Raw genomic sequence first — 19,688 nt, forward strand, 5'->3', positions numbered from 1 at the left:
CTACTGATCAGCACTGAGGAGCTGAACTGATGACCGTTTCGCGTGGATTTGGTTTACTTATAGGTCGTTGAATAAACGAGATGAATGAATCTGCGTTTTTGAATACAAGAAAAGCCAGCGCTAAGGACATATCAAAAGAGTGATATTCACTGTTTGTGTCTTTGAATGCCATTCCTAAAAATCGACTGATATCGCTGCGGTATGAAGAGCAACCAAGGGCATAATTTTCCCCATACATCAATCTTACATATTTTTCAGAAAGATGACGGCTTACGCTTAAATTGTTAAAAGTCGAACCCCGAAAATTTAACAGATCTTTAACGAAAAGCGCGTAGTCGTGATGGGGTGTTCCTATAGCGGTAGCAGACTCAGGAAACGAAGCGCTACAGTCGGTAAGGGACGCCATTTGATGCGCGTAGATCGAAATTCCACAAGATGGGCATTTATCATGTAGTTGAACAGCATGTTTATAGCACAGCGTTACAGAACGAGGCAGGTGCGCTACGTGTATGTACGGAGAGCCATAACTCTTTATATCCTCGGTCACGCACGTTCTGCAGATTTTCCATCCCTGTGTTGGGGTGTATTTACTATCGTGTACGTCACGACCTAAAACTGTATACAATGGATAAAGCGTATTTTCATTTACGGCTTGTTTTGCAATATTGTCATCCACGAAGAATGATGGCAACACAAGACTCCAACTACCCTTGCCTCTGGATAGTCTGATTTTCTGGATGTGAAAATCATTTTTCCGGAAATTTCTTATCCCCTGAATCTCCTTCCCTCTACGTAACGCTGATGCCATAAATTCGCCAGGGAACGGAGCGTAGATCACTTTCTTCACCAATAGAAATTTGTTGGCAATACTCGCGTAGGGGAAAAGGGTACACAAGATTTACTGTCGGTTTCGCATAAGCCTACACGCAGCTCGTCCGCTACCTACCCTGGACAGCGGGTTTACTGCTGGATGGGCGAGGTATGTGGCTGGGCTCACTCGGCTCACCTCGGAGGTGTTGTGGGCTGATTTATCAGAAGACTTGGTGGGTCGGGAAAGCGCATCAACACAGGTTCAAAGCCGGCTGCGGGATTTGGGTCGCCCGATAGCGCCGGTATTCACATCAATGCTACAGCAAGCTGCCAAAGAACCTATGCGCAGCAAGTATGTGTATGCATACAACACCAATGCGGACCAGCGCAGTTATGCCCTTGATGCGTTCTCGAAATTGGGTAAAAGCGATGTTGCGTTAGGGGCTGCAATGGTGACCGTGCTTGAATGCCGGATCATCCGAAACGTGAAATCCATGGACCCTTTTGTGGCCAGTCGGGTCGACCAGGTTAAGACCATAAACATTCCAAAGGCCTCGACCAGATCAGCCAATGCCAGCTCGGGAGGTGGTTACTCCGAACCTGACTGTAGCTGCGGCGGCGGGAATTTTTGCTATGGGCCTCGAGGTGGGCATTACTGCATCACATCAGGTGGACATAAGGACTATGTAAAACACTGATGGTCTATGCAGGCCTGGGTCAAACATTCGTTTTTGGTATCCCGCAGTATCTGGTCAAGATCAGGCATCGCAAAGGTGATGCGCCACCACTAAGGCGTATCACCGATGCTGCCTGATGATTACAGCACGCTAAACCAGGGGAAAACGCCCACCAGCAGCGCAGTAAGGTTCTCCTGACAGGCAGATAGGTATTCGATTACCCTTGTAGTGCGCTACGACTTCAACGTATGGAGGTTTAGATGACGATGCCATTTGAACGTACTAGATCTGTCGCACAAGCTCACAGTTTTCTGACAGAACTTGCTTACGACTCGGAGGTGCCTGAACGTGTTAGACGAAATGCTCAATTTCTTTTACGCCACTTTCCCACGAAGAATGATGTTCTGCGTGCTGGTCTCATTGAAGAGCAAGCGAGAAAACTAGGGATAGGTAGTATCAGCCCCGTGTTTAGCTCCTCAACTGAGGACTGGTAGCTATCGGCAGGCCTACCTGTTGCCGCTGCCTTTTCACCGTGCAGTAAATAGGTGTCCGACGGAGGGCTGAAGCCGCCCGTCCTCACGGCTGTTTCGTGCCGTGTGGAGTGGCCGTTCCTCGTTGTTAATACATGCTCTGATCTGAAGGGGCAGCCGAACGCATTGTGGGCTGAGGTGGTCGGACTTTGAGCTGGGCCAGACTCTAAGGGAGCCTCGACGGCTGAATGGCTGAGGAGGGTCTGGCAGGAGCGCCCATGCTGGTGACGAACTTCGATTCGTTCATTCAGGTGCTTGTTGCCGTATGTACTGCCGCGAACTTCCCGTGGGCGTACACAGGATTCCGGTGGTTTCATTGGGCTCGCGCTTGCAGTATGTTGGATTCGCTGGCGCATTGATTCAATGACAGCCACCTGATAACGATGGGCCGTACGTTGCCGTATGGTCTTGCTCATCACGGCGTTCCACTCAAGGCGGGTGTCCGAAGATGACTGATCAGCCTCTGAGATATGGCAGTTACCAATGGTTTGAAGAAACCGCAGAGGAGCTCCCGCTCAACGCGAGTGAGATCGAGGTACGTCTAGCCATCGCCGAGTTCGTGATACGGAGGGTGGCCGGAACTCCGGCCGGGGAAGAAATTTTCAATGGGTTGTTACAGCATTTTGAGAATCGATATCCCCAGCACAAGCTACTTTCGCATTATTTGCTCAGCCCAGGGTACTTGGCACCAGACGCCGAAGACCTTGAGCCAGAGGCGGAAGAAACGACTTTTGGGTTTGGCGCGCTCGATGAGCGGCTGATCAATAACCTGCGCCATCGCGATGAAAGCCAAGAGCCACCCGGCCCGCTGGCGGGAGTAGGTGCGGATCTCCAGCCTGGCGACACTCGTCGTCGAAAACCGTAAGTCAGCAGTCCTGACAGTGCCAAAAGCGGATCGACAGACGATGCCCTCTCCTCTCTGGCTGTGATGAATGGGGTAAGTCACTCCCCCGTTGTGGCGTTTCGTGGGTTACAGCTCGCTTTTGATCTTCATTCCGGCGTCATCATTACAGCGAGGGTCATCTTGATGAATTCTTCATTTCGGTCGATCGCCACCAAGGCGCCGCGTACATTGTCCGCGACTTCAACCGCACCACGCTGCTCTACCCAGTTTGAAAGTTCTAGGATGGCCGCTTCCAGGGCAAGTTGGTTTTCATTGAGCTTGGACAACAAGGAAGGCAGCAGGTCTGAGGTGGGCATGGCGTTTCCTCCGTGAAGACCAAAGCGTAGCAGGGCGGGGTGACCTTCGACGGAATTAGCTGGCAGTTGCTGCTTGTGGAAAGCAACTGAGGCTGGGAGGGGTAGCATGACGGTCATAGAGCAAGCTGTAGACGCACTGCAAAAAGCCAGAAAGGTGGTCTTTTTCACCGGCGCTGGCATCTCCGCCGATAGCGGCATTCCCACTTATCGCGAAAAACTGTCTGGAATCTGGGCAGGATACGATCCAAGGGATTTAGAGACGGCCAAGGCCTTTCGGGAGAACCCAGCATTGGTGTGGGGCTGGTATTTGTGGCGGCGGCTCCGCATTGCTCAAGCAGAGCCCAATGCCGCACATCTTGCAATACCGCGGATGGCTAACTTCCAGTGCCAGGTGTCTGTTGTCACCCAGAACATTGACGATCTCCATGAGCGAGCCGGCTCGTTAAATGTGGTGCATTTGCATGGCAGTTTGGCAATGCCAAAATGCTTCGCCTGCCATCGGCCTGCGGTTGTGACACCCGATCAATCAGCAGTGCCGGATGAAGGTGCTCTGATCGACCCTCCTAGGTGTCAGCGTTGTAATGGCAAGATGCGTCCTGCGGTGGTCTGGTACGGAGAGGATTTACCCCCCCAGGCTTGGAAAACTGCGGTGCAGCTGGTGAAAGATTGCGATCTGCTGGTCTCAGTCGGCACCTCCGGGATCGTCATGCCTGCAGCAGGCCTTCCCGATCTTGCATTGGCGTCTGGAGCTTCGGTCATTCATGTGAACAAGGTCGACGTTGCAATGGGTGAACCGAAGGAACTCATGCTGATTGGAGCTGCCGCCGAAGTACTGTCGATGCTGCTCGAAAGGATAAAGGCGGGTAAAACCAGGAAGCTTGAGCTTTGAAGCTGCGTTTTGTTGAGGCCGATGCCGAATTGACCCACGTGCCGATGCAAGGCTGCCCACCTTCAAATCGGCACAAACCCCGCGCAGGCAATGTTTTTCGAGGAGTCAGACTGGGTCAGTGACATCTCGGCCACTGGGTCAATGCGGCGTCAGCGCCAACACTCTGACAATATCTCGCAAAAAAGCTTCGGTTTGGACAACGCTGCGGGTACGTTCATGGACCATTGTCATGTCGCCGGGCGCTCCTTTGGTACAGATCAATGGAATTATAGGCGGACAACCATGGCGGAGAAGGGTAAATGGCTGGAAAATACACCTTCCTGAGGCAGCAGACGATTCCAAATTACTTAACCTTCGCTATTCGCCAAGCCAGCACCAGACAGAGAGGCACTACTCAAGTCGACCGGCGTTACACGGGCCTGGGAGGGACCTCCCGGCTACGATGCCATATTGGGTGGACATGCATATCGTCGAAAGGGGCCCGGCGTCGAGATATCGGAGCCGTATGCCGGTAACGTTGGTCAACGATTACCGGTCCTTGGCTTGTCGGTTGATCAGCATTATTTTCCCGGCAGCATTGGCCACGATTGCGCCTCGTTGATTGACGCAGATGCCCTGCAGTACGGCTATACCGCCATTGACCTTTGGCTTCGGGAGCTTTTGTTCTACAGACCAGGTAACAGTCAGTGTGTCACCTGCGAATACGGGTGCAACAAAGTTGCAGTTATGCTCTAGGTACGCCACGGCAGTCCCGTAGAAATACATGCCGATAGACGCTGACATGAACGCACCCGTCATGGGGCCATGCAGAATTCGCTTGCCAAAGCGGCTATTGGCGCAGAACACCTCATCACTGTGCAGTGGGTTGAAATCTCCAAACAAACCACACGCCTGGCTGATGTGGGCGTTTTCAATGGTCAACGTCTGCCCGAAGCTGTCACCGGTTTGCAGCTCGTTGAATGCTTTTCCAATGAAGTTCATGCGACCTCCTCCTCACGGGAGCGCAGGGCGCCACGAATGATCTTGCCCGTGGCCGTCATCGGCAGGGTTGGCAGAAACTCGATTTCCCGCGGGTACTCATGGGCGGCCAGGTACTTGCGTACATGCTGCTGCAACTCTGCAATCAGGCTGTCACTGGCGCTGAATCCATCACAGAGCACCACATAGGCCTTCACGATTTCGGTGCGCGTGGCGTCTTTTTTGCCGATGACGGCGGCCAGCTTCACCGCCGGGTGCTTGAGCAGGCAGTCTTCAATGGGCGTTGGCCCGATGCGATAGCCGGCGCTGGTAATCACATCATCGTTGCGGCCCAGGAAGTAGACGTATTGGTCCGCGTCCATGTAGCCGCGATCCCCGCTGATCAGCCAGCTGCCGATGTATTTTTCCGCTGTGGCACCGGGGTTGTTCCAGTAACCGAGCATCTGGTTGCGGTTGGGCGTCCTGATTGCAATATGGCCGACCGTACCCGGGGCGGCAATGTCCCCCTGGTCATCGACGATAGCGACGTTGAAACCGGGTACGGCCTTGCCGATGGCGCCCGGGCGATAGACGCCACTGGCAGCGGCGGAGGACAGCACCAGGTTGCATTCGGTTTGCCCGTAAAACTCATTGATCTGCACATTGAAGCTGTGCTTGCCCCAGGCGAGCAGCTCTTCGCCCAAGGATTCCCCGCCACTGGCGATCGAACGCAATTTCAGGTTCCACCGGGTTTGCGGATCAGCCACCTGGCGCAGCAGTTTCAACGCGGTAGGCGGGAAAAAGACATTGCGTATGGCCAGTTCTTCCAGCAGGGCGAAAGCCTGTTCCGCCTGGAATTTTTCCGCACGATGGGCCACCACCGCGACCCCCAAGTACCAGCTGGGCAACAACACATCCAGCAGGCCGCCGATCCAGGCCCAGTCAGCGGGCGTCCACATGATGTCGCCGGGCTGGGGAAAGTCGTCATGGGACATTCGCACTCCGGGCACATGCCCCAGCAACACTCCATGTGAATGCAGGGCGCCCTTGGGGTGACCGGTGGTTCCGGAGGTATAGATGATCAGCGCGGGGGACTCGACGGTACTGCGGCAGGTGCTGAATTCGCTGGATTCGCCGGCCATGCAAGCGTGCAGGTCGAGCAGTCGCGGGTCGCTGCTGTCAGTGCCAGGTGCGGTGCTCAGGCACAGGGTCAGTGCCGGAAGGCGCTGCCAGATTTGCTGCAGTTTGTCGGTGCCGGTGCGGTCGGTGATCAGTGCGCTCATGGCACAATCCCGGGCGCGATGCTCGATGGCATCGAGACCGAACAGGCCGAACAAAGGCACGGCAATCGCACCGATTTTGTACAGGGCGATATGCGCGATGCCTGCCTCCAGGGATTGCGCCAGCATGATGCCCACCCGATCGCCGGATTTGACACCGTGTCGTGTCAGGGCGTTGGCCAACTGGTTGGCTTGCTCCTGCAGGTCTTTGAAGCTGTAGCGGCTGATACTGCCGTCGGGGTTTTTCTGGATCAGCGCGATGCGGTGTGGATCGCTCATGGCCCAGCGATCACAAATGGCATCGGCCATGTTGAAAAACGCTCCGGGCTGCGGGTTTTCTTGTTCTTGGGGAAAGTACACGGGATATCTCCAGGGCATGAGCATGGACGAGTGCAATGACCATAGCCTGGAGCTTCAAGCGGAAAAACTCTTAACTGGCGGCCACTATAACTTGACCGTCGATCACAAAAAAACTAGAGGGGACTCCACGCCGGGCGGGACTGGCGCCACTGCCGCGGGCTCATGCCGTGGGTGCGACTGAACGCCCGGGAGAACGCACTAACCTCGGAAAAGCCCAGTTGTACCGCCAGCTCGGAGATCGGCAGCGACGATTGCGAGAGCTTGTTGCAGGCGATGGTCCAGCGCACGTCGTCGACCAGGGCGGTGAAGGTCATGTCCAGGTCATTGAGCCGGCGCTGCAGGGTCCAGCTCGTCAGGTTGAGGCGCCCGGCGATCAGCTTCAAGTTCAGGTCATGATGGTCAAGCGCCTGCTGGATCTCGCGACGCACACTGTCCACCAGGCTGGTCTTGCAATCGATCATGGGCATGTTGCGTTGCATGGTCGCCGTCAACAGCTGCAGAAGCAGGGCGTCCTGGTCCGGCATAGGCCGCTCCAGGCAGCTGCGCTTGAAAATCATCGCGTTGCGAGTCTGGCCATACAGCACCGGTGCATCAAAGAATTTGCTGTGCTTGTGCCAGCCTTCGGGACGCTGATGCTCGAACAGCACCTGTTCCGGCGCCCAGCGATTACCCAAGGCGTGACGGGCCAGGTTTGTGAACGCCGCCAGGGTCATTTCGGCGTCCTGGCGCTTGTGCGCAATGGCGCAATGCAGGATCTGGTATTCGAGGCGACAGACGCTGCCTTCGTCGCAAAGACGCATCAGGGTGTTTTGCTGGTGGCCGGCAAACAGCCGCGACATGGCGCAAAACGCATCCCCCAGTGTTGGTGAACTCAAGGCGATGTAGCCGAGCAGGCCGATGTTGGCCGGCTTGAACTGACGGCCAAAATCGAGGCCGAAATTGTCATTTCGGGTCTGCCGGCTGCCCTCTTCAAAAGCGCCGCAGAAACCGGTCAATGGAAGATGGAGGGTAGGGTCGGCCAGCAGTTTGGGGTTCAGCCCGGCGTTGCCGAACACACTGTCGGGGTCACCCCCTTGCAGGGCAATGAATTCACCCAAACCATGGGCCGCCGATGCCACCACCGTTACATCGGCGGTACTGCTGTGCTGATGTGCGTTATCCACCGGGATGCTCTCTCTGAATCAAGGCTTTCAGAAAAAACAGCATCTTTTATGCCATTGGCACCCACCCTTGAGACCTTCCTCGACAGATGGCCGAGGCCCGAAAACACGGGACTCCACGTCCCCCGGAAGGAATGCAACGATATGACAGTGATGACGAAATCGAAGGATTGTGTGTCACGGGGAGACGAAGCTGTAACATTCTGTATCGAAATGATACGGGCATGTCGGGACGGCGCTTTGACGTGCCGCCCCAGACCTCTTCAGACCTGGATCAGTACCGATTTCAACTCGGTATAGTGTTCGATCACCGCACTGCCCATTTCCCGTCCTAGGCCCGATCCCTTGTAGCCACCAAAAGGCAGCGACGCATCCAGCATCGTGTGGCAATTCACCCACACCGATCCTGACTTGATTTTCGGAATCGCCCGATGGGCCGTGGCCAGGCTGGACGTCCAGATACTGGCCCCCAGGCCATAAGCCGTGTCGTTGGCCATGGCCAGCACTTGTTCAAGATCATCGAAGGGCAGGGCCGTCAGTACCGGGCCAAATATTTCTTCACGCACCACCCTGTGGTCTTGGCCCACGTTGACCATGACCGTGGGTTCGTAGAAGTAACCGGGGCCGCTCGGCTTGCCGCCGCAGACGACTTCCGCTCCTTCACTGAGCCCCACGTCAATGTAGGAATCGACTCGGTTCACCTGGCGCAATGAAATCAACGGGCCCATTTGCGACCTCGCGTCGAGACCATTGCCAAGCGTGATGGAGCGCGCGATGTTCGCCACGTCGGCCACTACCCGATCGAATACCTTGCGGTGGACGTAAAGCCTGGAACCGGCACAGCACACCTGGCCCTGATTGGCGAAAATGGCGTTGGCAGCGCCGATGGCAGCGGCATCCAGGTCGGCGTCCGGCATGACGATGACCGGTGATTTGCCCCCCAACTCCAGCGTCACCCGCGCCAGGGTATCCATCGCCGCCTTGCCCACCTGCTTGCCCACCGCGGTGGATCCGGTGAAGGTCAGTTTGTTTACCGCCGGGTGGCTGGCCAAGGCGGCACCCACTTCGGCGCCCGTGCCGGTTACTACGTTGAACACACCGGCCGGGTAACCGGCTTCCATGACCAACTCGGCCAGGCGCAGGGCTGTGAGCGGCGTTTCATCCGCCGGCTTGAGCACAATGGTGCAACCGGTGGCCAACGCGGGTGCAAGTTTCCAGCACGCCAGCAAGAAGGGAACGTTCCAGGCGACGATCGCACCGACCACGCCGACCGGTTCGCGCCGGGTGAAGCCGCTGAACACTTCGCCCAAGCCCAACTCGGTGGAAACGTTGAGGCTGGCGCCTTCGATCTTGGTCGCCCAGCCGGCCATGTAGCGCAGGTAATCGATGGCGAACTGTATATCGCCCAGGGAAACCGACAGCAGCTTGCCGTTGTTGAGGGTTTCCAGCTCGGCCAGGTGCTGCTTGTCGCGCTCGACCAGGTCGGCCAGGCGCCACAACAGGTTCTGCCGATCCCGTGGTTTCAGGCGGCTCCAGGCGGAGTTTTCAAAAGTTTGCGCGGCGTTGCGCACGGCGCGGTCGATATCGGCCCGGGTGCCCGCAGGCACCTTGCCCAGCGGCTCGCCGGTGGCCGGATCATGGAAGGACATGGAGCGGCCTTCGACGGCGGGTGTCCAGCCGCCATTGATGAACATCTGCAAGTCACGGCCGAGAAATTGTCGGGTTTGGGGCAGTATCGAAAAGACAGTCATGATCGATCCTTTGATAGGGGGGCGGGTAGAGAGCTAGAGCTGCGTCTGGCGCACGAATACCTGCAGGGTGCTGTCGGACATGTCGCCACCTGGCAACTTGATCTTGCCCAGGGGCTTGAGGGTTTCCGGGTCGAAGATGGCGACGTCATCGAGACTGCCGCCCAGGTACAACTTGCTCCCGGATTTATTGAACGCCACGCAGTAATAGGTGTGATCGAGATCGGCCCGACCTAGCAGCTTCTGTGACTTGATGTCGTACCGCGCCAGCTTGTTGAGCACGCCCCAGATCTGCCCGGGGTGTTGGGGCGAGCGCAAGCCGGTGAAGTAGATTTCCGTGAACGGGGCAAAATCCTTGACCGTGCTTTTCCCAGTCTTCAGGTCGATGCTGATGTAGCCGTAGACATAGTCGGCGGTCTGCAGGTCCTGTTTGCCGTCCTTGAATTTCGGCGCCGTGTACAGCAGCGTGAAATCGTTCATGTCGGTCTGGTGCGGCCACACGTAGAGGATGTCCGGCGCGCCGTAGCCGGGACGCTTCCAGTCCCGGGTCGCCACGGCGGTGGTGTATTTACCGGTGTGCACGTCGGTTTTGAAGATGCCGGTGACACCTGCCATGTACAGGCTGCCGTCATCGGCCGCCATCAGGATGGAGATCTGCCTCGGCACTTCGAAGGTACGGGTGGGTTTGGCCTGCAACCCGCCATCGGCGGCGTACACCTGCAAGCGTGGAGGCAGCGCTTTCATGTGGTCGCTGTACAGAGTTGAGGGATTCGCCACGCTGTAAATTTCCTTGCCGTCGTGGCTGACGGCAATGGAGAACATGGCGCGCGCGGACTCGTTCGGATTGATCGCCAGTCGCGCATGAAACACGGTTTCGCAGCTGTCCATGTCGACGCCATATAGGTCGCCGTAGTGGTTGTTGAGGATGTAGGCGATCTTGCCATCCGGCGACACTTGCGCTGTTCCCGGCCCGTAGGAATCCGGCAGGTCACAGGACTTGTAGATCTGGTCCGTGGCCATGTCGATCACGTGCAGGTTGTTGGGGAAATTCAACGCCACCATGTACTCATGTCCGTTTTCCAGGGCACGGTTATCCTGGGCGACCACCAGGGTGCTGACGCCTGTGAGGCAAACGAGAAGTGAGAGGGCTTTAATTGTTTTCATAGTCACTTCCTGATCAGTTATTTGTCGTCCGGGAACACGGTTCCCAGATTGCGCCAGCCTTGTGCCGAGGCGTGGGCATCCTTGTTCCAGTCTGGGTAGGTGTTCATCATGTCGGGCACCTGGGCCGGCCACCAGCAGGGGTCGGAGCAGCCGTAGAGATCGGCTTCCATGGGTTGGCACAACGACGACACGCCACCGAACGCATCCACTTCCCAGCCCGGGTCGGTGGTCGAGGTGCAGCCCGCCACCGAACTCATCGCGACCACTTCTTCAATGCGGTTCTCGTCCGCGGCCTGATCCAGCTTCAACGCTTTGTTATTGATTGCCTTGAGATGTTTCATATCAGTGAGCCTTGCGCGGAGTGATGTAACTGCTGATGAACGCAGGGTTGTGGGCCATGATCCGGGTGTAGACCTCGATGCCGAAGTCGACCCAGTCACGCATCAGTTCGCAGTAGTGATAGGTCGGGTGAGTCGGGTCGCCGTACCGCGCGTAACTCTCGTGGTAGCAGCCGCCGGAGCACAGGTTGCGGATCTGGCAGTCTTCGCAGCCAGTATTGGTGCGGTCCAGGCGCTGGGACAGGAAGTCGTTCAGCTCGACCTGTTTCACGCTACTGTGAACGTTGCCGAAGGTCGGCAGGCTGGAACCGGTGAAGCGGTGGCAAAGGTTCAGCTCGCCCTTGTGATCCACCGCCAGCATCTTCAGACCCGCGCCGCAGGGCAGGGCTTTCTTGTGGCCTTCGTGGATGTCGGTGATTAACTGGTGCAGGTTGGAGAAACCGATGTTGCGGTGCTCCAGTGCCGCTTCCAGGTAACGCCGGCCTAGGGCCTTCATGTTGGCGAACACCTGCACCAGTTCATCGCTGGTGAGGTTGAAGCTGCTGATGTCGCCGGAGGTCACAGGGGCAAAGCCGACTTCGGCGAAACCCAGCTCGTTGAACAGGTGATCCCAAATGGTTTCGACGTCAGTGACGCCGGTGGTCAGGGTCACTCGCGCGCCCACCGGGCGGCTGTTGTAGCGCGACAGCAGCATCTCGGCCTTGCGCCGTACTACGTCATACGTGCCCTGGCCACCGACGGTGATGCGGTTGCGGTCGTGCACGGTTTTTGGTCCGTCGATGCTCACTGAAAGCCCAAAACGGTGAGCATTCAGATAGTCCACGGTTTCTTCGGTGAGCAGCGTGGCATTGGTGGTCATCACGAACTCGACGAACTTGCCCGCCTCGCGAAAACGCTTCTCGCAATAGTCGACCATGTACTCGATCAGCTTGCGGTTGCTCAGCGGTTCGCCACCGAAGAACACCACGGTGAAACGCTCTTCATCCGGTGACTCGCGCAGCAGCATTTCCACCGAGGCAATCGCCGTTTCGACGTCCATCTTCTTGCCGGCCGAGGGCTTGTCGAGGTCTTCCTTGTAGCAGTAGGTGCAGCTCAGGTTGCAGCCGGTGTTGACGTTCAGGACCACGGTGTTGATCGCCGTGCGCTCGACGCGCTTGGTGGCGATGTCCGGGGTGAGCGGCGAGCCGTCGCTGACCAGTTCCAGGGCCATCAGCTCGCGCAGGGTCTCGGTGATTTCCTCGCCGTTGAACCGCGCGGCCAGGCGCTGGATCAAGTCGTCCGAGGAGCAACCCGGACCGCGCAGGGTGTCGATGATGGTGCCCGTCAGTTCGTCGCTGGCAAACAGCGAAGAGCTGGGGATGTGAAACAGCATGCGGTCGGCATCGACCTGCACTTCGTGCAGGTTGCGTTCGACCAGATTCAAGATAGCGCCCATGGCAAACCTCCTGTGCAAACCCCGTTCGACGGGGCCTGCGATCATTCCGAAAAAGTCTCTGAAGCCGTTGCAGCCCAGGTTTCAACATCATGGAATGGGTGGGTTGTTCCAGCGTTGCACGCCAACGATCATGTGGCCTTCGCCGGTCAGAAGTTTTCCTGCGTCATTGACGGCGGCGATCACCTTGAGGTTGCCGGCATTGTTGGTGGACATCTTGCGCGCCGGATTCGGTCCGGCATCGCCCGGGGTGAATACGCCGCTGTCGGCCTGCATGGTGCCGGCGAACTTGACGTCTTCATCCTCTTTGGCGCGGTCGTCGAAGGCCTCGACCTTCCACTGCGCCGGGAACACGCCGATGCGATACGGCTTGCCATCGGCGCCCTTGCCCCAGGCTTCGGCATCGAAACGGCCCTGGACTTTCGGTGTTGAACCGCCACCTTCGCCAATGCGCGCGACCAGGTATTGCGGCACCACCTTGACGCTGGCGATATCGTCGTAGACCGCAAGGTTTGCGCCTTTCAGCGAGCCGACGCTGATCGCGTGCAGGCCCGGGGCCGCATCGCTGGCGGCCTTGATCCTGACCTTGATGCGCTCCGGAGTCTGTTCCAGCACCTGGACCACTTCAACACCTTTGCCGAAGTCCGGCACACCCTCAAGACCGCTGCCGATCAGGTTGACTTCGGCTTCGCCTCCTGCTTTCAGGTAGCCCGGCTGGATGTCCAACAAGCGCTGTGTACCTTGCTGTGCCGCCTGGAAATCCAGGCCCCGCTCATCATGGGATTTGTCGAACATCCGGCCATCGAGGCCACCCTTGCTGGCGGCAAACACCTGGCGCATGGTCACGCCGTCGATGCTCACGTTGCCGCGCCATTCGTAGCCGTTGTAGAGCACCGCGCTGCCTTCGCCGTTGAACGGGCTACCATCGGCGTATTGGCCCTTCATGATGACTTTGAAAGCGTCACCGCCTGCGTTGGTGACGTCCATAAGGCCGGATAACTCTCCCTTGCCCGGCATATGCCCGCTGAAACTCCACTGCCCGACCAGCGATTGCGCCTGTGGCCGGGTTGCCTGCCAATCGGTCCAGGCTTTGCTGTCCAAGGGGTATTGGCTAGCCAGTTGCGGCAGTATTTGCTTCATCGCAATCGGCAACCAGTCACGATCTCGCGCTAGAGCGTGGTATTCAAGTGACGGAAATTGTGCCATGTGGAAATTGATCAGGTGTTCCCATTCCTGGGCCGGGCGACGCTGCAAAGCGATACGGGCGCCGGTGTGGCAGCGTGCGCACATGTCCGAAAACGGCTGTTCGAACGGCTTGATCGTGTTGAGACGACGCTCGATGGCATAGCGCATGCCGTCGGTTTCGGAAGGCGCCAGACCTTGCTTGTCGGCAAGGTACTTGACTACGGTGCGCCGGTCTTCATCATTGATGCTCAGGCCTCGCATGTTCTGCATGCGGCCGATCGTCATCAGCCAGCCTTCTGGCGTCTTGCGTTGATGACTGATACGGCTGAATGAATCATTACCTTCGGCGATATGACAGCCCACACAACGTTCCTTGATGATGGTCAGGCCATCACGCTGATTCGTATCGGTAGGTTGCGCCGCAGGCGAGGCTGCGCTCCACAACAGCCCGAGCCCCAGTACATAGAGTCGTCTATTTATCTGCAACTGCCACCTCCACCGAATCGACCTTATTATTGGAGCCAACACGGTTGCTCTCGGTGGGGCATAGCCCGCCGTGCGCTGGCTGTGGCCATAGCATCAGGGGTTGCAAGCAAAAGTTTCTTTTCTTGCCGACACAAAAAATTGACCGCTAGTTACAAGCAATCGTGTTTAGAGATAAATAGCGAGGCCTGAAGAGGCTAGTTTTTCTGCAGAGAGAGGACTGTAGAAGCGAAGTGACAGACCGCTACTGGCCAATTTCTGGCTGTCGTGTCAGGCGGCTGTTGGCCGATTGTTGCCCGTCGCGAGAGGCACGAAACAACCCGTAGCCGACTCAATACGGGCATCCTTTTCGCAGCTACCTAAAACTGGGGCTATCCATCGAATCTCAAAAAAATTCGTCTAGGGTTATCAATCGAACTGATTACTCAAACGGAGTTTGAACCGATGAAAACCACTTTCAGCTACTCCTTGCTGGCTTTGGCAATGTCCGTCGTGCTGGCGGGTGGTGCCCAAGCCGATGGAGAAAACTCCTCCGGTAAACTAGCCGCCGAGGTGCCAGGCGTCCCCGCCGGCACCGTCATCACGCCTTCCAGTGCCACGGTGATCGCTCAGGATGCCTACCTGTGGGGCTGGCCAATCGTGAACGCGTTCAATCGTCGCGCATCCTTTGCCAAGGCACCCGAGCCGGGTCTGATGGGCGGCATTCTGCCAACGGCGCCGACCGGTTATGTCAGCATGCTCACCGACTATATCTCGCCGGCGCAGCGTTGGGTGGCGCACCCTAACCAGGACGTGGTGTACGGTTTCGGTTTCGGCGCGACCGACGACGATCCGATGGTGTTGCAGGTCCCGGATTTCGGCGACCGCTTCTGGGTGTACGCACTGTACGACGCGCGCAGTGAGGAGTTCTCCAAACTGGGCAAACAGTACGGCACCAAACCCGGCAACTACCTGGTGGTCGGCCCGAACTGGAAGGGCACCGTGCCCGAAGGCATCACTGAAGTGATCAAGTCACCGACAGAGTTCGTCGGTGCAGGGCCGCGCGCCTTTATGGACGACAGTGCCGAAGACCGCAAGGCAATTCAGGCGGTCCTCAACCAGGTGGTGGTTTATCCCCTGAGCAAATACACCGGCAAGACCGTCACAAAGGACTGGAAGGCCACGCCACACTTCCCTCAGGCGGAAAAATCCGCTGCGGAATCACGCTGGGTGATCCCCGAGAAGTTCTTCGACCAGTTGCCTGAAGTACTCGACAAGGTGCCGCCGTTGGCCGGCGAAGAGAGCCGCTACGCCATGATGAGAGCCATGCTCGATGCAGCGGCGAAAGACCCGGCGGTCAAGGCAGCTATCGTCAAGGCCGCGGTCGATACCGAAGAGAAGGCCGTCAACCCGCTGTTCTCCTTTCGCACCAATGGTTCGAAGTTGCCTAACGGTTGGAACTCACCGACTAACGTGGCGCGTTGGGGTAACGACTACCTCTCCCGGACGGCGACATCGAAATCGAACATGTACACCAACCAGCCGGAAGAGACCCGTTACTTCTTCCTTGAAGTGGACGACAAGGGTGAGCGGCTCAAAGGCGATCACCGCTACACGCTGACCTTCGCGAAAGGCCAGACACCGCCGGCCAATGGCTTCTGGTCGCTGACGATGTACGATCCGCAGCATTTCTTCGCCCCCAACGACCTAAAGCGCTATTCCCTGGGCACCAAGAACAGCAAGAACATGAAGTACAACGACGATGGTTCGCTGACCCTGTACGTGCAGCACCAGTCACCGGGCAAGGACAAGGAAGCGAACTGGCTCCCGGCGCCCAACAGCGAGTTCGAGGTGACCATTCGCACCTATTGGCCAAAACCGGAAGTGCTTAGCGGTGAATGGACGCCGCCTGCGGCCATGCGTGTGAAGTGATGAATGCCCGGGCAGCGGCTGACGGCAGCGCTACGATTTACTTCGGTCCCAATGCTCCGGTCGGGCTGGAAATCAACTGGATTCCGACTGCGGGTAAACGGCCGTTACCCGCGATGCGCTTCTACGGTGGCACCGAGGCCTTGAATAACAAGACCTTCAAATTGCCGGACATCGAATTGGCTGAGTGAATAGCGCAACAGCCATTGAGATCGAGACAAGCGCAGTCGAGATAAGTCAGGCACCCGGGCCCATCGGTGGCTGCACGGCAATGCCGTGCAGCCAGCATGATTACTCGGCAACTGTCTCAATGGCCGGGAACGTGTACGCGCCTTCCTGCACCGCTTTGCTCGGGCCGTACATGCGCATGATGATGTAGATGTCTTTCTCTGGAATCGGCAGGTAGTTGGGATTATTGGCGTCGCCCTTGGCGCTCATCTCGATGGTGTAGGTGCCATCTGTGTTGGGCTTGAGCGTACGGTCGCCGCGGCTGTGACGGTTCAATTCGTTGTGGGCCATCAGGCGATTGTCCGAGGCATACACCGTGAACGACCAGAACTGGCTGACGTCGGGGGCCTTGAAGTGCATGCGGTACTTCTGGCCGTTGGCACCGCTCAGATGTTTGCCGGTGCTGTCGGTTTCCGATTTGAGGTAGACGCTTTCATCCGGTGGCAGGCCCCATTGGCCCAGGTAAGTACCTTCGGCAAACAGGTCACGTTCACCGTCACCCAATTGATTGCGGGTGCCCAGCAACTTGCCGGCGACGGTCATTTTCGGCGCCAGTTCCTTGATGTGCTTCATGCCCAGTTCTTCACCCTTTTTCGCTGTGGCGAGTTGGTCCGGGGTGAATTTTTCATTGCACGGTGCCAGGCCGATGTCTTTGTACTGGTCCAGCCACTTCTTGTCGGCGTTGCCCATGGTGCCATCGCACAGTACGGCGTTGACCCGTTGCAACCAGTTGGTCTTGGCCGGGTCGAGGTAAGTTCGTTGTTTTTCCTTTGGCCCCGGTTCGCCCAAATAAGCGGACAGCGTGCGCACATTCCAGTCGTCCATGTAGGTGAGCGCGACTTTTTCGTCTTCGGGGCTGGTGGCCATGATTCGTCCCATGACTTTCACCAGATTGGAATCCACGCGGATCACTTCGTCGACGCTCGGCGGCACATCGCCTTTCCAGTCCTTGGCGGCGAACATGAAGTGGCCGCCTTTGGTGCCACGGGTGCGGGCGCCGATCATGGAGGTGGTGTAGTGGCCCATGTCCATGGTATGCAGCACCCAGTAACGCCCCTTATCCATGTCGGGCACGCTAATGATCACCGGTTCCGACGCGACGTCCAGCCAACCCATGAGGTGGAGAGTGTCGTTGTTGATTGTCGGGTGCGCGGTGTAGGTATCGTCGGCCAAGTGGCGGATGTTCTGGAAACGGTTCAGCGGAGTGTCGGTTTTCACCGCCGTTTCGTAGAAAAACTTGTAGGCCTCATCGATCGAGTAGGCGTAGATGAATGCGTCCTCGGCGACCTTGTCCGGTATCTGCGCAAAGGCTGGGAATGCAATCGAGAGTAAGGATGCCGCTAGTAGTGAGTTCTTCATGGACACTCCGGGTTGTCGAGAAACTTCATATTGTGTAATCGCTGCTTTTTTTAGTTATCACCGTGTCAAAATAAAAGTAAAGCATTGTTTGTAATGATTTAAATGACGCGCAAACAAACTTTTAGGCAGACGTTAGATGCTAAAAAAATGAAGCAAAGTGCGAAGAAGGTTAGACGCGATTTCCTGCCAGTGCCCGCTTCAATGCAAATGATGCACTTGATCGTGGTGGCAATTGATTGGCAGCAAATGCCAAGTGCCTGACGGCAAATGACAATTCTTCAGCCGGTAACCGTCGCAGTATGGAGACGTCGTAACAACCGTTACCCACCTTTGCATGCATGAGGAAAACAATAATGCCAATGCCTGTGCCGTTCTTCGATCACAAGGAACTGCTGACCCTCAATACCAACGAACTGCCGATCTATAAAGATGCCATGGCACCTTATTTCCCCGGCGTCGATGTACAGCCGTTGTACCTGGACCCGAATCTGGGTGTCTGGACGTTGCGCGTGATCTTTCAACCCGGCGTGCGCCTGCCATGCCATTACCACACCGGCCCGGTTCACCTGTTCACGATGTCGGGTAAATGGCATTACGTCGAATACCCGGATCAGCCGCAAACTGCTGGCAGCTACCTCTACGAGCCGGGCGGTTCGATCCATACCTTTATGGTGCCGGCCGATAACACCGAGCCCACCGACACCTTCATGGTGGTCTATGGCGCCAACATCAACTTCGACCAGGACGGCAATTTCGTGAATGTCATGGACGCCACCGACATCATGCAAATCGTCGATCGTCTGGTGAAGGAGCGCGGTCTGGAACCGGCCCGTTACATCCGCCCCGGCAATGCCGGTTACACGGTCGGTTGAGCATTCACGGCGGGCGCCGCAGCGCCTGTCAATCCCGCTACTTTGTGGAGAGTGCTCAATGAGCCATCCTGTCATGCCCGTCGGGGCTCAGGGCCAGTCGCCCGACGTGCCTCGTTCGGTTTTCATTACCGGTGCCAGTGGCTTTATCGGCCAGGCACTGGCCCGTCGCTACCGGGCACTGGGTGCCGAGGTTCGTGGCATGGATCTGCGTGCTGACCTGGCCAACGGTGTGGTCGCCGGCGACCTGACCCGCCCGGAACAGTGGGCGGAACACGCCCGTGGTTGCGAGCTGTTCATCAACACGGCCGCCGTGGTTTCGCTCGCCGCTGACTGGCAGCTGTACCGCGAGGTGTCGGTTCGCGGCGTGCGCAATTGCCTGGATGTCGCGATCAAAAGCGGCGCGCGGCGTTTCGTGCAGTTCTCCTCGATTGCCGCCCTTGGCTGGAATTATCCCGAGCAGGCAGACGAGCGCAGCGACGTGGTGATCGGTGATCACTACCGCTATGGCGTGGCCAAGGGTGCGAGCGAGCACGTGGTGCTGGCGGCGCACGCGGCCGGTGAAATCGAGTGCACGGTAGTGCGGCCGGGCGACGTCTATGGCCCCGGTTCCCGTGCCTGGTTGAGCGAGCCGTTGAAGATGGCCAAGGCCGGCGCGCTGATCCTGCCCAATGGCGGCAAGGGCCGCTGGACCCCGGTGTTCATCGATGACTTGCTCGATGGCGTCATGCTCGCCGCCGGCTTGCCGCAGGCGAGCGGGCAAATCTTTCACATCAGTGCAAGCGAGTCGGTGAGCTGCCGTGAGTTCTTCGGCAATCACTGGCGCTGGGCCGGACGCAGCGGTGCACCGCGTAGCCTGCCTTTGGGCGTGGCGCTGGCGCTGACCTGGGGCATCTGGACCCTCAATCGGATGATTCGACGGGCCGATGAGGTGACTCCCGACACCATGTACATGTTCGCGCGCACCGGTGGCATCTCGATCGACAAGGCCCGGCGCCTGCTCGGTTATGCCCCCAAGGTCAGTCTCGACGAAGGACTGCGCCGCTCCGAAGCCTGGCTTCGCGAGATCGGCCAGTTGAGCTGATGCCTCTGGGCCGCCGAATGCCGGCGG

General features: G+C 57.7%; 19 protein-coding genes. 8 read left to right on the top strand and 11 right to left on the bottom strand.

The window, feature by feature from the left end:
* Positions 1-7: 7 nt before the first annotated feature.
* Complete coding sequence (locus tag ACNYC6_RS13480; protein WP_419712685.1) at positions 8-847, bottom strand: hypothetical protein; 840 nt, start codon at positions 845-847, stop codon at positions 8-10.
* Between the two features lie 906 nt (positions 848-1,753).
* On the opposite strand from ACNYC6_RS13480, the gene ACNYC6_RS13485 reads away from it, so the two are divergent.
* Together ACNYC6_RS13485 and ACNYC6_RS13490 are read left to right on the top strand one after the other, a co-directional pair.
* Positions 1,754-1,981: a BPSL0761 family protein gene (locus ACNYC6_RS13485; protein ID WP_419712963.1), complete on the top strand. Its 228-nt coding sequence runs from the start codon at positions 1,754-1,756 to the stop codon at positions 1,979-1,981.
* A 484-nt stretch (positions 1,982-2,465) separates the two neighbouring features.
* Positions 2,466-2,882: a hypothetical protein gene (locus tag ACNYC6_RS13490; protein ID WP_419712686.1), complete on the top strand. Its 417-nt coding sequence runs from the start codon at positions 2,466-2,468 to the stop codon at positions 2,880-2,882.
* Positions 2,883-3,007: 125 nt separating this feature from the next.
* Here ACNYC6_RS13490 and ACNYC6_RS13495 read toward each other — a convergent pair whose 3' ends face one another.
* Positions 3,008-3,217, bottom strand: coding sequence for a hypothetical protein (locus tag ACNYC6_RS13495; protein ID WP_419712687.1), 210 nt, complete (start codon positions 3,215-3,217; stop codon positions 3,008-3,010).
* A 106-nt stretch (positions 3,218-3,323) separates the two neighbouring features.
* Between ACNYC6_RS13495 and ACNYC6_RS13500 the strand changes: the two genes are divergently transcribed.
* Entirely contained in the window at positions 3,324-4,106 is a 783-nt protein-coding gene (locus ACNYC6_RS13500; protein ID WP_419712688.1) for an SIR2 family NAD-dependent protein deacylase, read from the top strand.
* A gap of 528 nt (positions 4,107-4,634) precedes the next feature.
* On the opposite strand, the gene ACNYC6_RS13505 is transcribed toward ACNYC6_RS13500, so the two are convergent.
* From ACNYC6_RS13505 to peaA, 8 genes are all read right to left on the bottom strand, one after another.
* The gene (locus ACNYC6_RS13505) at positions 4,635-5,087 is read right to left on the bottom strand and encodes a MaoC family dehydratase (RefSeq protein ID WP_105641099.1); all 453 of its coding nucleotides are present in this window, start codon (positions 5,085-5,087) and stop codon (positions 4,635-4,637) included.
* The gene (locus ACNYC6_RS13510) at positions 5,084-6,703 is read right to left on the bottom strand and encodes an acyl-CoA synthetase (RefSeq protein WP_419712689.1); all 1,620 of its coding nucleotides are present in this window, start codon (positions 6,701-6,703) and stop codon (positions 5,084-5,086) included. The genes ACNYC6_RS13505 and ACNYC6_RS13510 overlap by 4 nt, the downstream gene beginning before the upstream one ends.
* Before the next feature lie 113 nt (positions 6,704-6,816).
* Positions 6,817-7,866, bottom strand: a complete 1,050-nt coding sequence (locus ACNYC6_RS13515) for an AraC family transcriptional regulator (protein ID WP_419712690.1) — start codon at positions 7,864-7,866, stop codon at positions 6,817-6,819.
* A gap of 260 nt (positions 7,867-8,126) precedes the next feature.
* On the bottom strand, positions 8,127-9,614 hold the full coding sequence (locus tag ACNYC6_RS13520) for an aldehyde dehydrogenase family protein (protein ID WP_419712691.1): 1,488 nt from the start codon (positions 9,612-9,614) through the stop codon (positions 8,127-8,129).
* Positions 9,615-9,647: 33 nt separating this feature from the next.
* Complete coding sequence (gene peaD / locus ACNYC6_RS13525) at positions 9,648-10,775, bottom strand: quinohemoprotein amine dehydrogenase subunit beta (RefSeq protein ID WP_419712692.1); 1,128 nt, start codon at positions 10,773-10,775, stop codon at positions 9,648-9,650.
* A gap of 17 nt (positions 10,776-10,792) precedes the next feature.
* Positions 10,793-11,116 (bottom strand): quinohemoprotein amine dehydrogenase subunit gamma, encoded by a 324-nt coding sequence (gene qhpC, locus ACNYC6_RS13530; RefSeq protein ID WP_419712693.1) that lies wholly within the window; start codon positions 11,114-11,116, stop codon positions 10,793-10,795.
* A 1-nt stretch (position 11,117) separates the two neighbouring features.
* Complete coding sequence (gene peaB, locus ACNYC6_RS13535) at positions 11,118-12,548, bottom strand: quinohemoprotein amine dehydrogenase maturation protein (RefSeq protein WP_419712694.1); 1,431 nt, start codon at positions 12,546-12,548, stop codon at positions 11,118-11,120.
* A gap of 87 nt (positions 12,549-12,635) precedes the next feature.
* Positions 12,636-14,177, bottom strand: a complete 1,542-nt coding sequence (peaA, locus tag ACNYC6_RS13540) for a quinohemoprotein amine dehydrogenase subunit alpha (protein ID WP_419712964.1) — start codon at positions 14,175-14,177, stop codon at positions 12,636-12,638.
* A gap of 480 nt (positions 14,178-14,657) precedes the next feature.
* Here peaA and ACNYC6_RS13545 point away from each other — a divergent pair, with 480 nt between their 5' ends.
* A complete protein-coding gene (locus ACNYC6_RS13545) occupies positions 14,658-16,124 on the top strand; it encodes a DUF1254 domain-containing protein (protein WP_419712695.1) in 1,467 nt (488 codons plus the stop codon).
* Entirely contained in the window at positions 16,091-16,312 is a 222-nt protein-coding gene (locus ACNYC6_RS13550; RefSeq protein ID WP_146117307.1) for a DUF1214 domain-containing protein, read from the top strand. The genes ACNYC6_RS13545 and ACNYC6_RS13550 overlap by 34 nt, the downstream gene beginning before the upstream one ends.
* 100 nt (positions 16,313-16,412) lie before the next feature.
* On the opposite strand, the gene ACNYC6_RS13555 is transcribed toward ACNYC6_RS13550, so the two are convergent.
* Positions 16,413-17,708, bottom strand: a complete 1,296-nt coding sequence (locus ACNYC6_RS13555) for a DUF1254 domain-containing protein (RefSeq protein WP_105641089.1) — start codon at positions 17,706-17,708, stop codon at positions 16,413-16,415.
* Positions 17,709-17,810: 102 nt separating this feature from the next.
* On the opposite strand from ACNYC6_RS13555, the gene ACNYC6_RS13560 reads away from it, so the two are divergent.
* The 3 genes from ACNYC6_RS13560 to ACNYC6_RS13570 all read left to right on the top strand — a co-directional run bounded on the left by ACNYC6_RS13560 (position 17,811) and on the right by ACNYC6_RS13570 (position 19,661).
* The gene (locus ACNYC6_RS13560; RefSeq protein WP_158259213.1) at positions 17,811-17,969 is read left to right on the top strand and encodes a hypothetical protein; all 159 of its coding nucleotides are present in this window, start codon (positions 17,811-17,813) and stop codon (positions 17,967-17,969) included.
* A gap of 92 nt (positions 17,970-18,061) precedes the next feature.
* Entirely contained in the window at positions 18,062-18,580 is a 519-nt protein-coding gene (locus ACNYC6_RS13565; protein ID WP_105641088.1) for a 2,4'-dihydroxyacetophenone dioxygenase family protein, read from the top strand.
* Positions 18,581-18,638: 58 nt separating this feature from the next.
* The gene (locus ACNYC6_RS13570) at positions 18,639-19,661 is read left to right on the top strand and encodes an NAD-dependent epimerase/dehydratase family protein (RefSeq protein ID WP_218274684.1); all 1,023 of its coding nucleotides are present in this window, start codon (positions 18,639-18,641) and stop codon (positions 19,659-19,661) included.
* Positions 19,662-19,688: the final 27 nt, after the last annotated feature.

It is taken from the genome of Pseudomonas sp. NFX224 (genome assembly GCF_048565165.1).
In the GTDB taxonomy this organism is placed as follows: Bacteria; Pseudomonadota; Gammaproteobacteria; order Pseudomonadales; family Pseudomonadaceae; genus Aquipseudomonas.

Excerpts from the sequence above, each read along its gene's own strand:
- ACNYC6_RS13545 (WP_419712695.1), top strand. The coding sequence starts at position 14,658 with ATGAAAACCACTTTCAGCTACTCCTTGCTGGCTTTGGCAATGTCCGTC.
- ACNYC6_RS13495 (WP_419712687.1), bottom strand. The coding sequence starts at position 3,217 with ATGCCCACCTCAGACCTGCTGCCTTCCTTGTTGTCCAAGCTCAATGAA.
- ACNYC6_RS13555 (WP_105641089.1), bottom strand. The coding sequence starts at position 17,708 with ATGAAGAACTCACTACTAGCGGCATCCTTACTCTCGATTGCATTCCCA.
- qhpC (WP_419712693.1), bottom strand. The coding sequence starts at position 11,116 with ATGAAACATCTCAAGGCAATCAATAACAAAGCGTTGAAGCTGGATCAG.
- ACNYC6_RS13505 (WP_105641099.1), bottom strand. The coding sequence starts at position 5,087 with ATGAACTTCATTGGAAAAGCATTCAACGAGCTGCAAACCGGTGACAGC.
- ACNYC6_RS13520 (WP_419712691.1), bottom strand. The coding sequence starts at position 9,614 with ATGACTGTCTTTTCGATACTGCCCCAAACCCGACAATTTCTCGGCCGT.
- peaB (WP_419712694.1), bottom strand. The coding sequence starts at position 12,548 with ATGGGCGCTATCTTGAATCTGGTCGAACGCAACCTGCACGAAGTGCAG.
- peaD (WP_419712692.1), bottom strand. The coding sequence starts at position 10,775 with ATGAAAACAATTAAAGCCCTCTCACTTCTCGTTTGCCTCACAGGCGTC.
- ACNYC6_RS13560 (WP_158259213.1), top strand. The coding sequence starts at position 17,811 with ATGACGCGCAAACAAACTTTTAGGCAGACGTTAGATGCTAAAAAAATG.
- ACNYC6_RS13485 (WP_419712963.1), top strand. The coding sequence starts at position 1,754 with ATGCCATTTGAACGTACTAGATCTGTCGCACAAGCTCACAGTTTTCTG.
- ACNYC6_RS13570 (WP_218274684.1), top strand. The coding sequence starts at position 18,639 with ATGAGCCATCCTGTCATGCCCGTCGGGGCTCAGGGCCAGTCGCCCGAC.
- ACNYC6_RS13490 (WP_419712686.1), top strand. The coding sequence starts at position 2,466 with ATGACTGATCAGCCTCTGAGATATGGCAGTTACCAATGGTTTGAAGAA.
- ACNYC6_RS13550 (WP_146117307.1), top strand. The coding sequence starts at position 16,091 with ATGGACGCCGCCTGCGGCCATGCGTGTGAAGTGATGAATGCCCGGGCA.
- ACNYC6_RS13500 (WP_419712688.1), top strand. The coding sequence starts at position 3,324 with ATGACGGTCATAGAGCAAGCTGTAGACGCACTGCAAAAAGCCAGAAAG.
- ACNYC6_RS13565 (WP_105641088.1), top strand. The coding sequence starts at position 18,062 with ATGCCAATGCCTGTGCCGTTCTTCGATCACAAGGAACTGCTGACCCTC.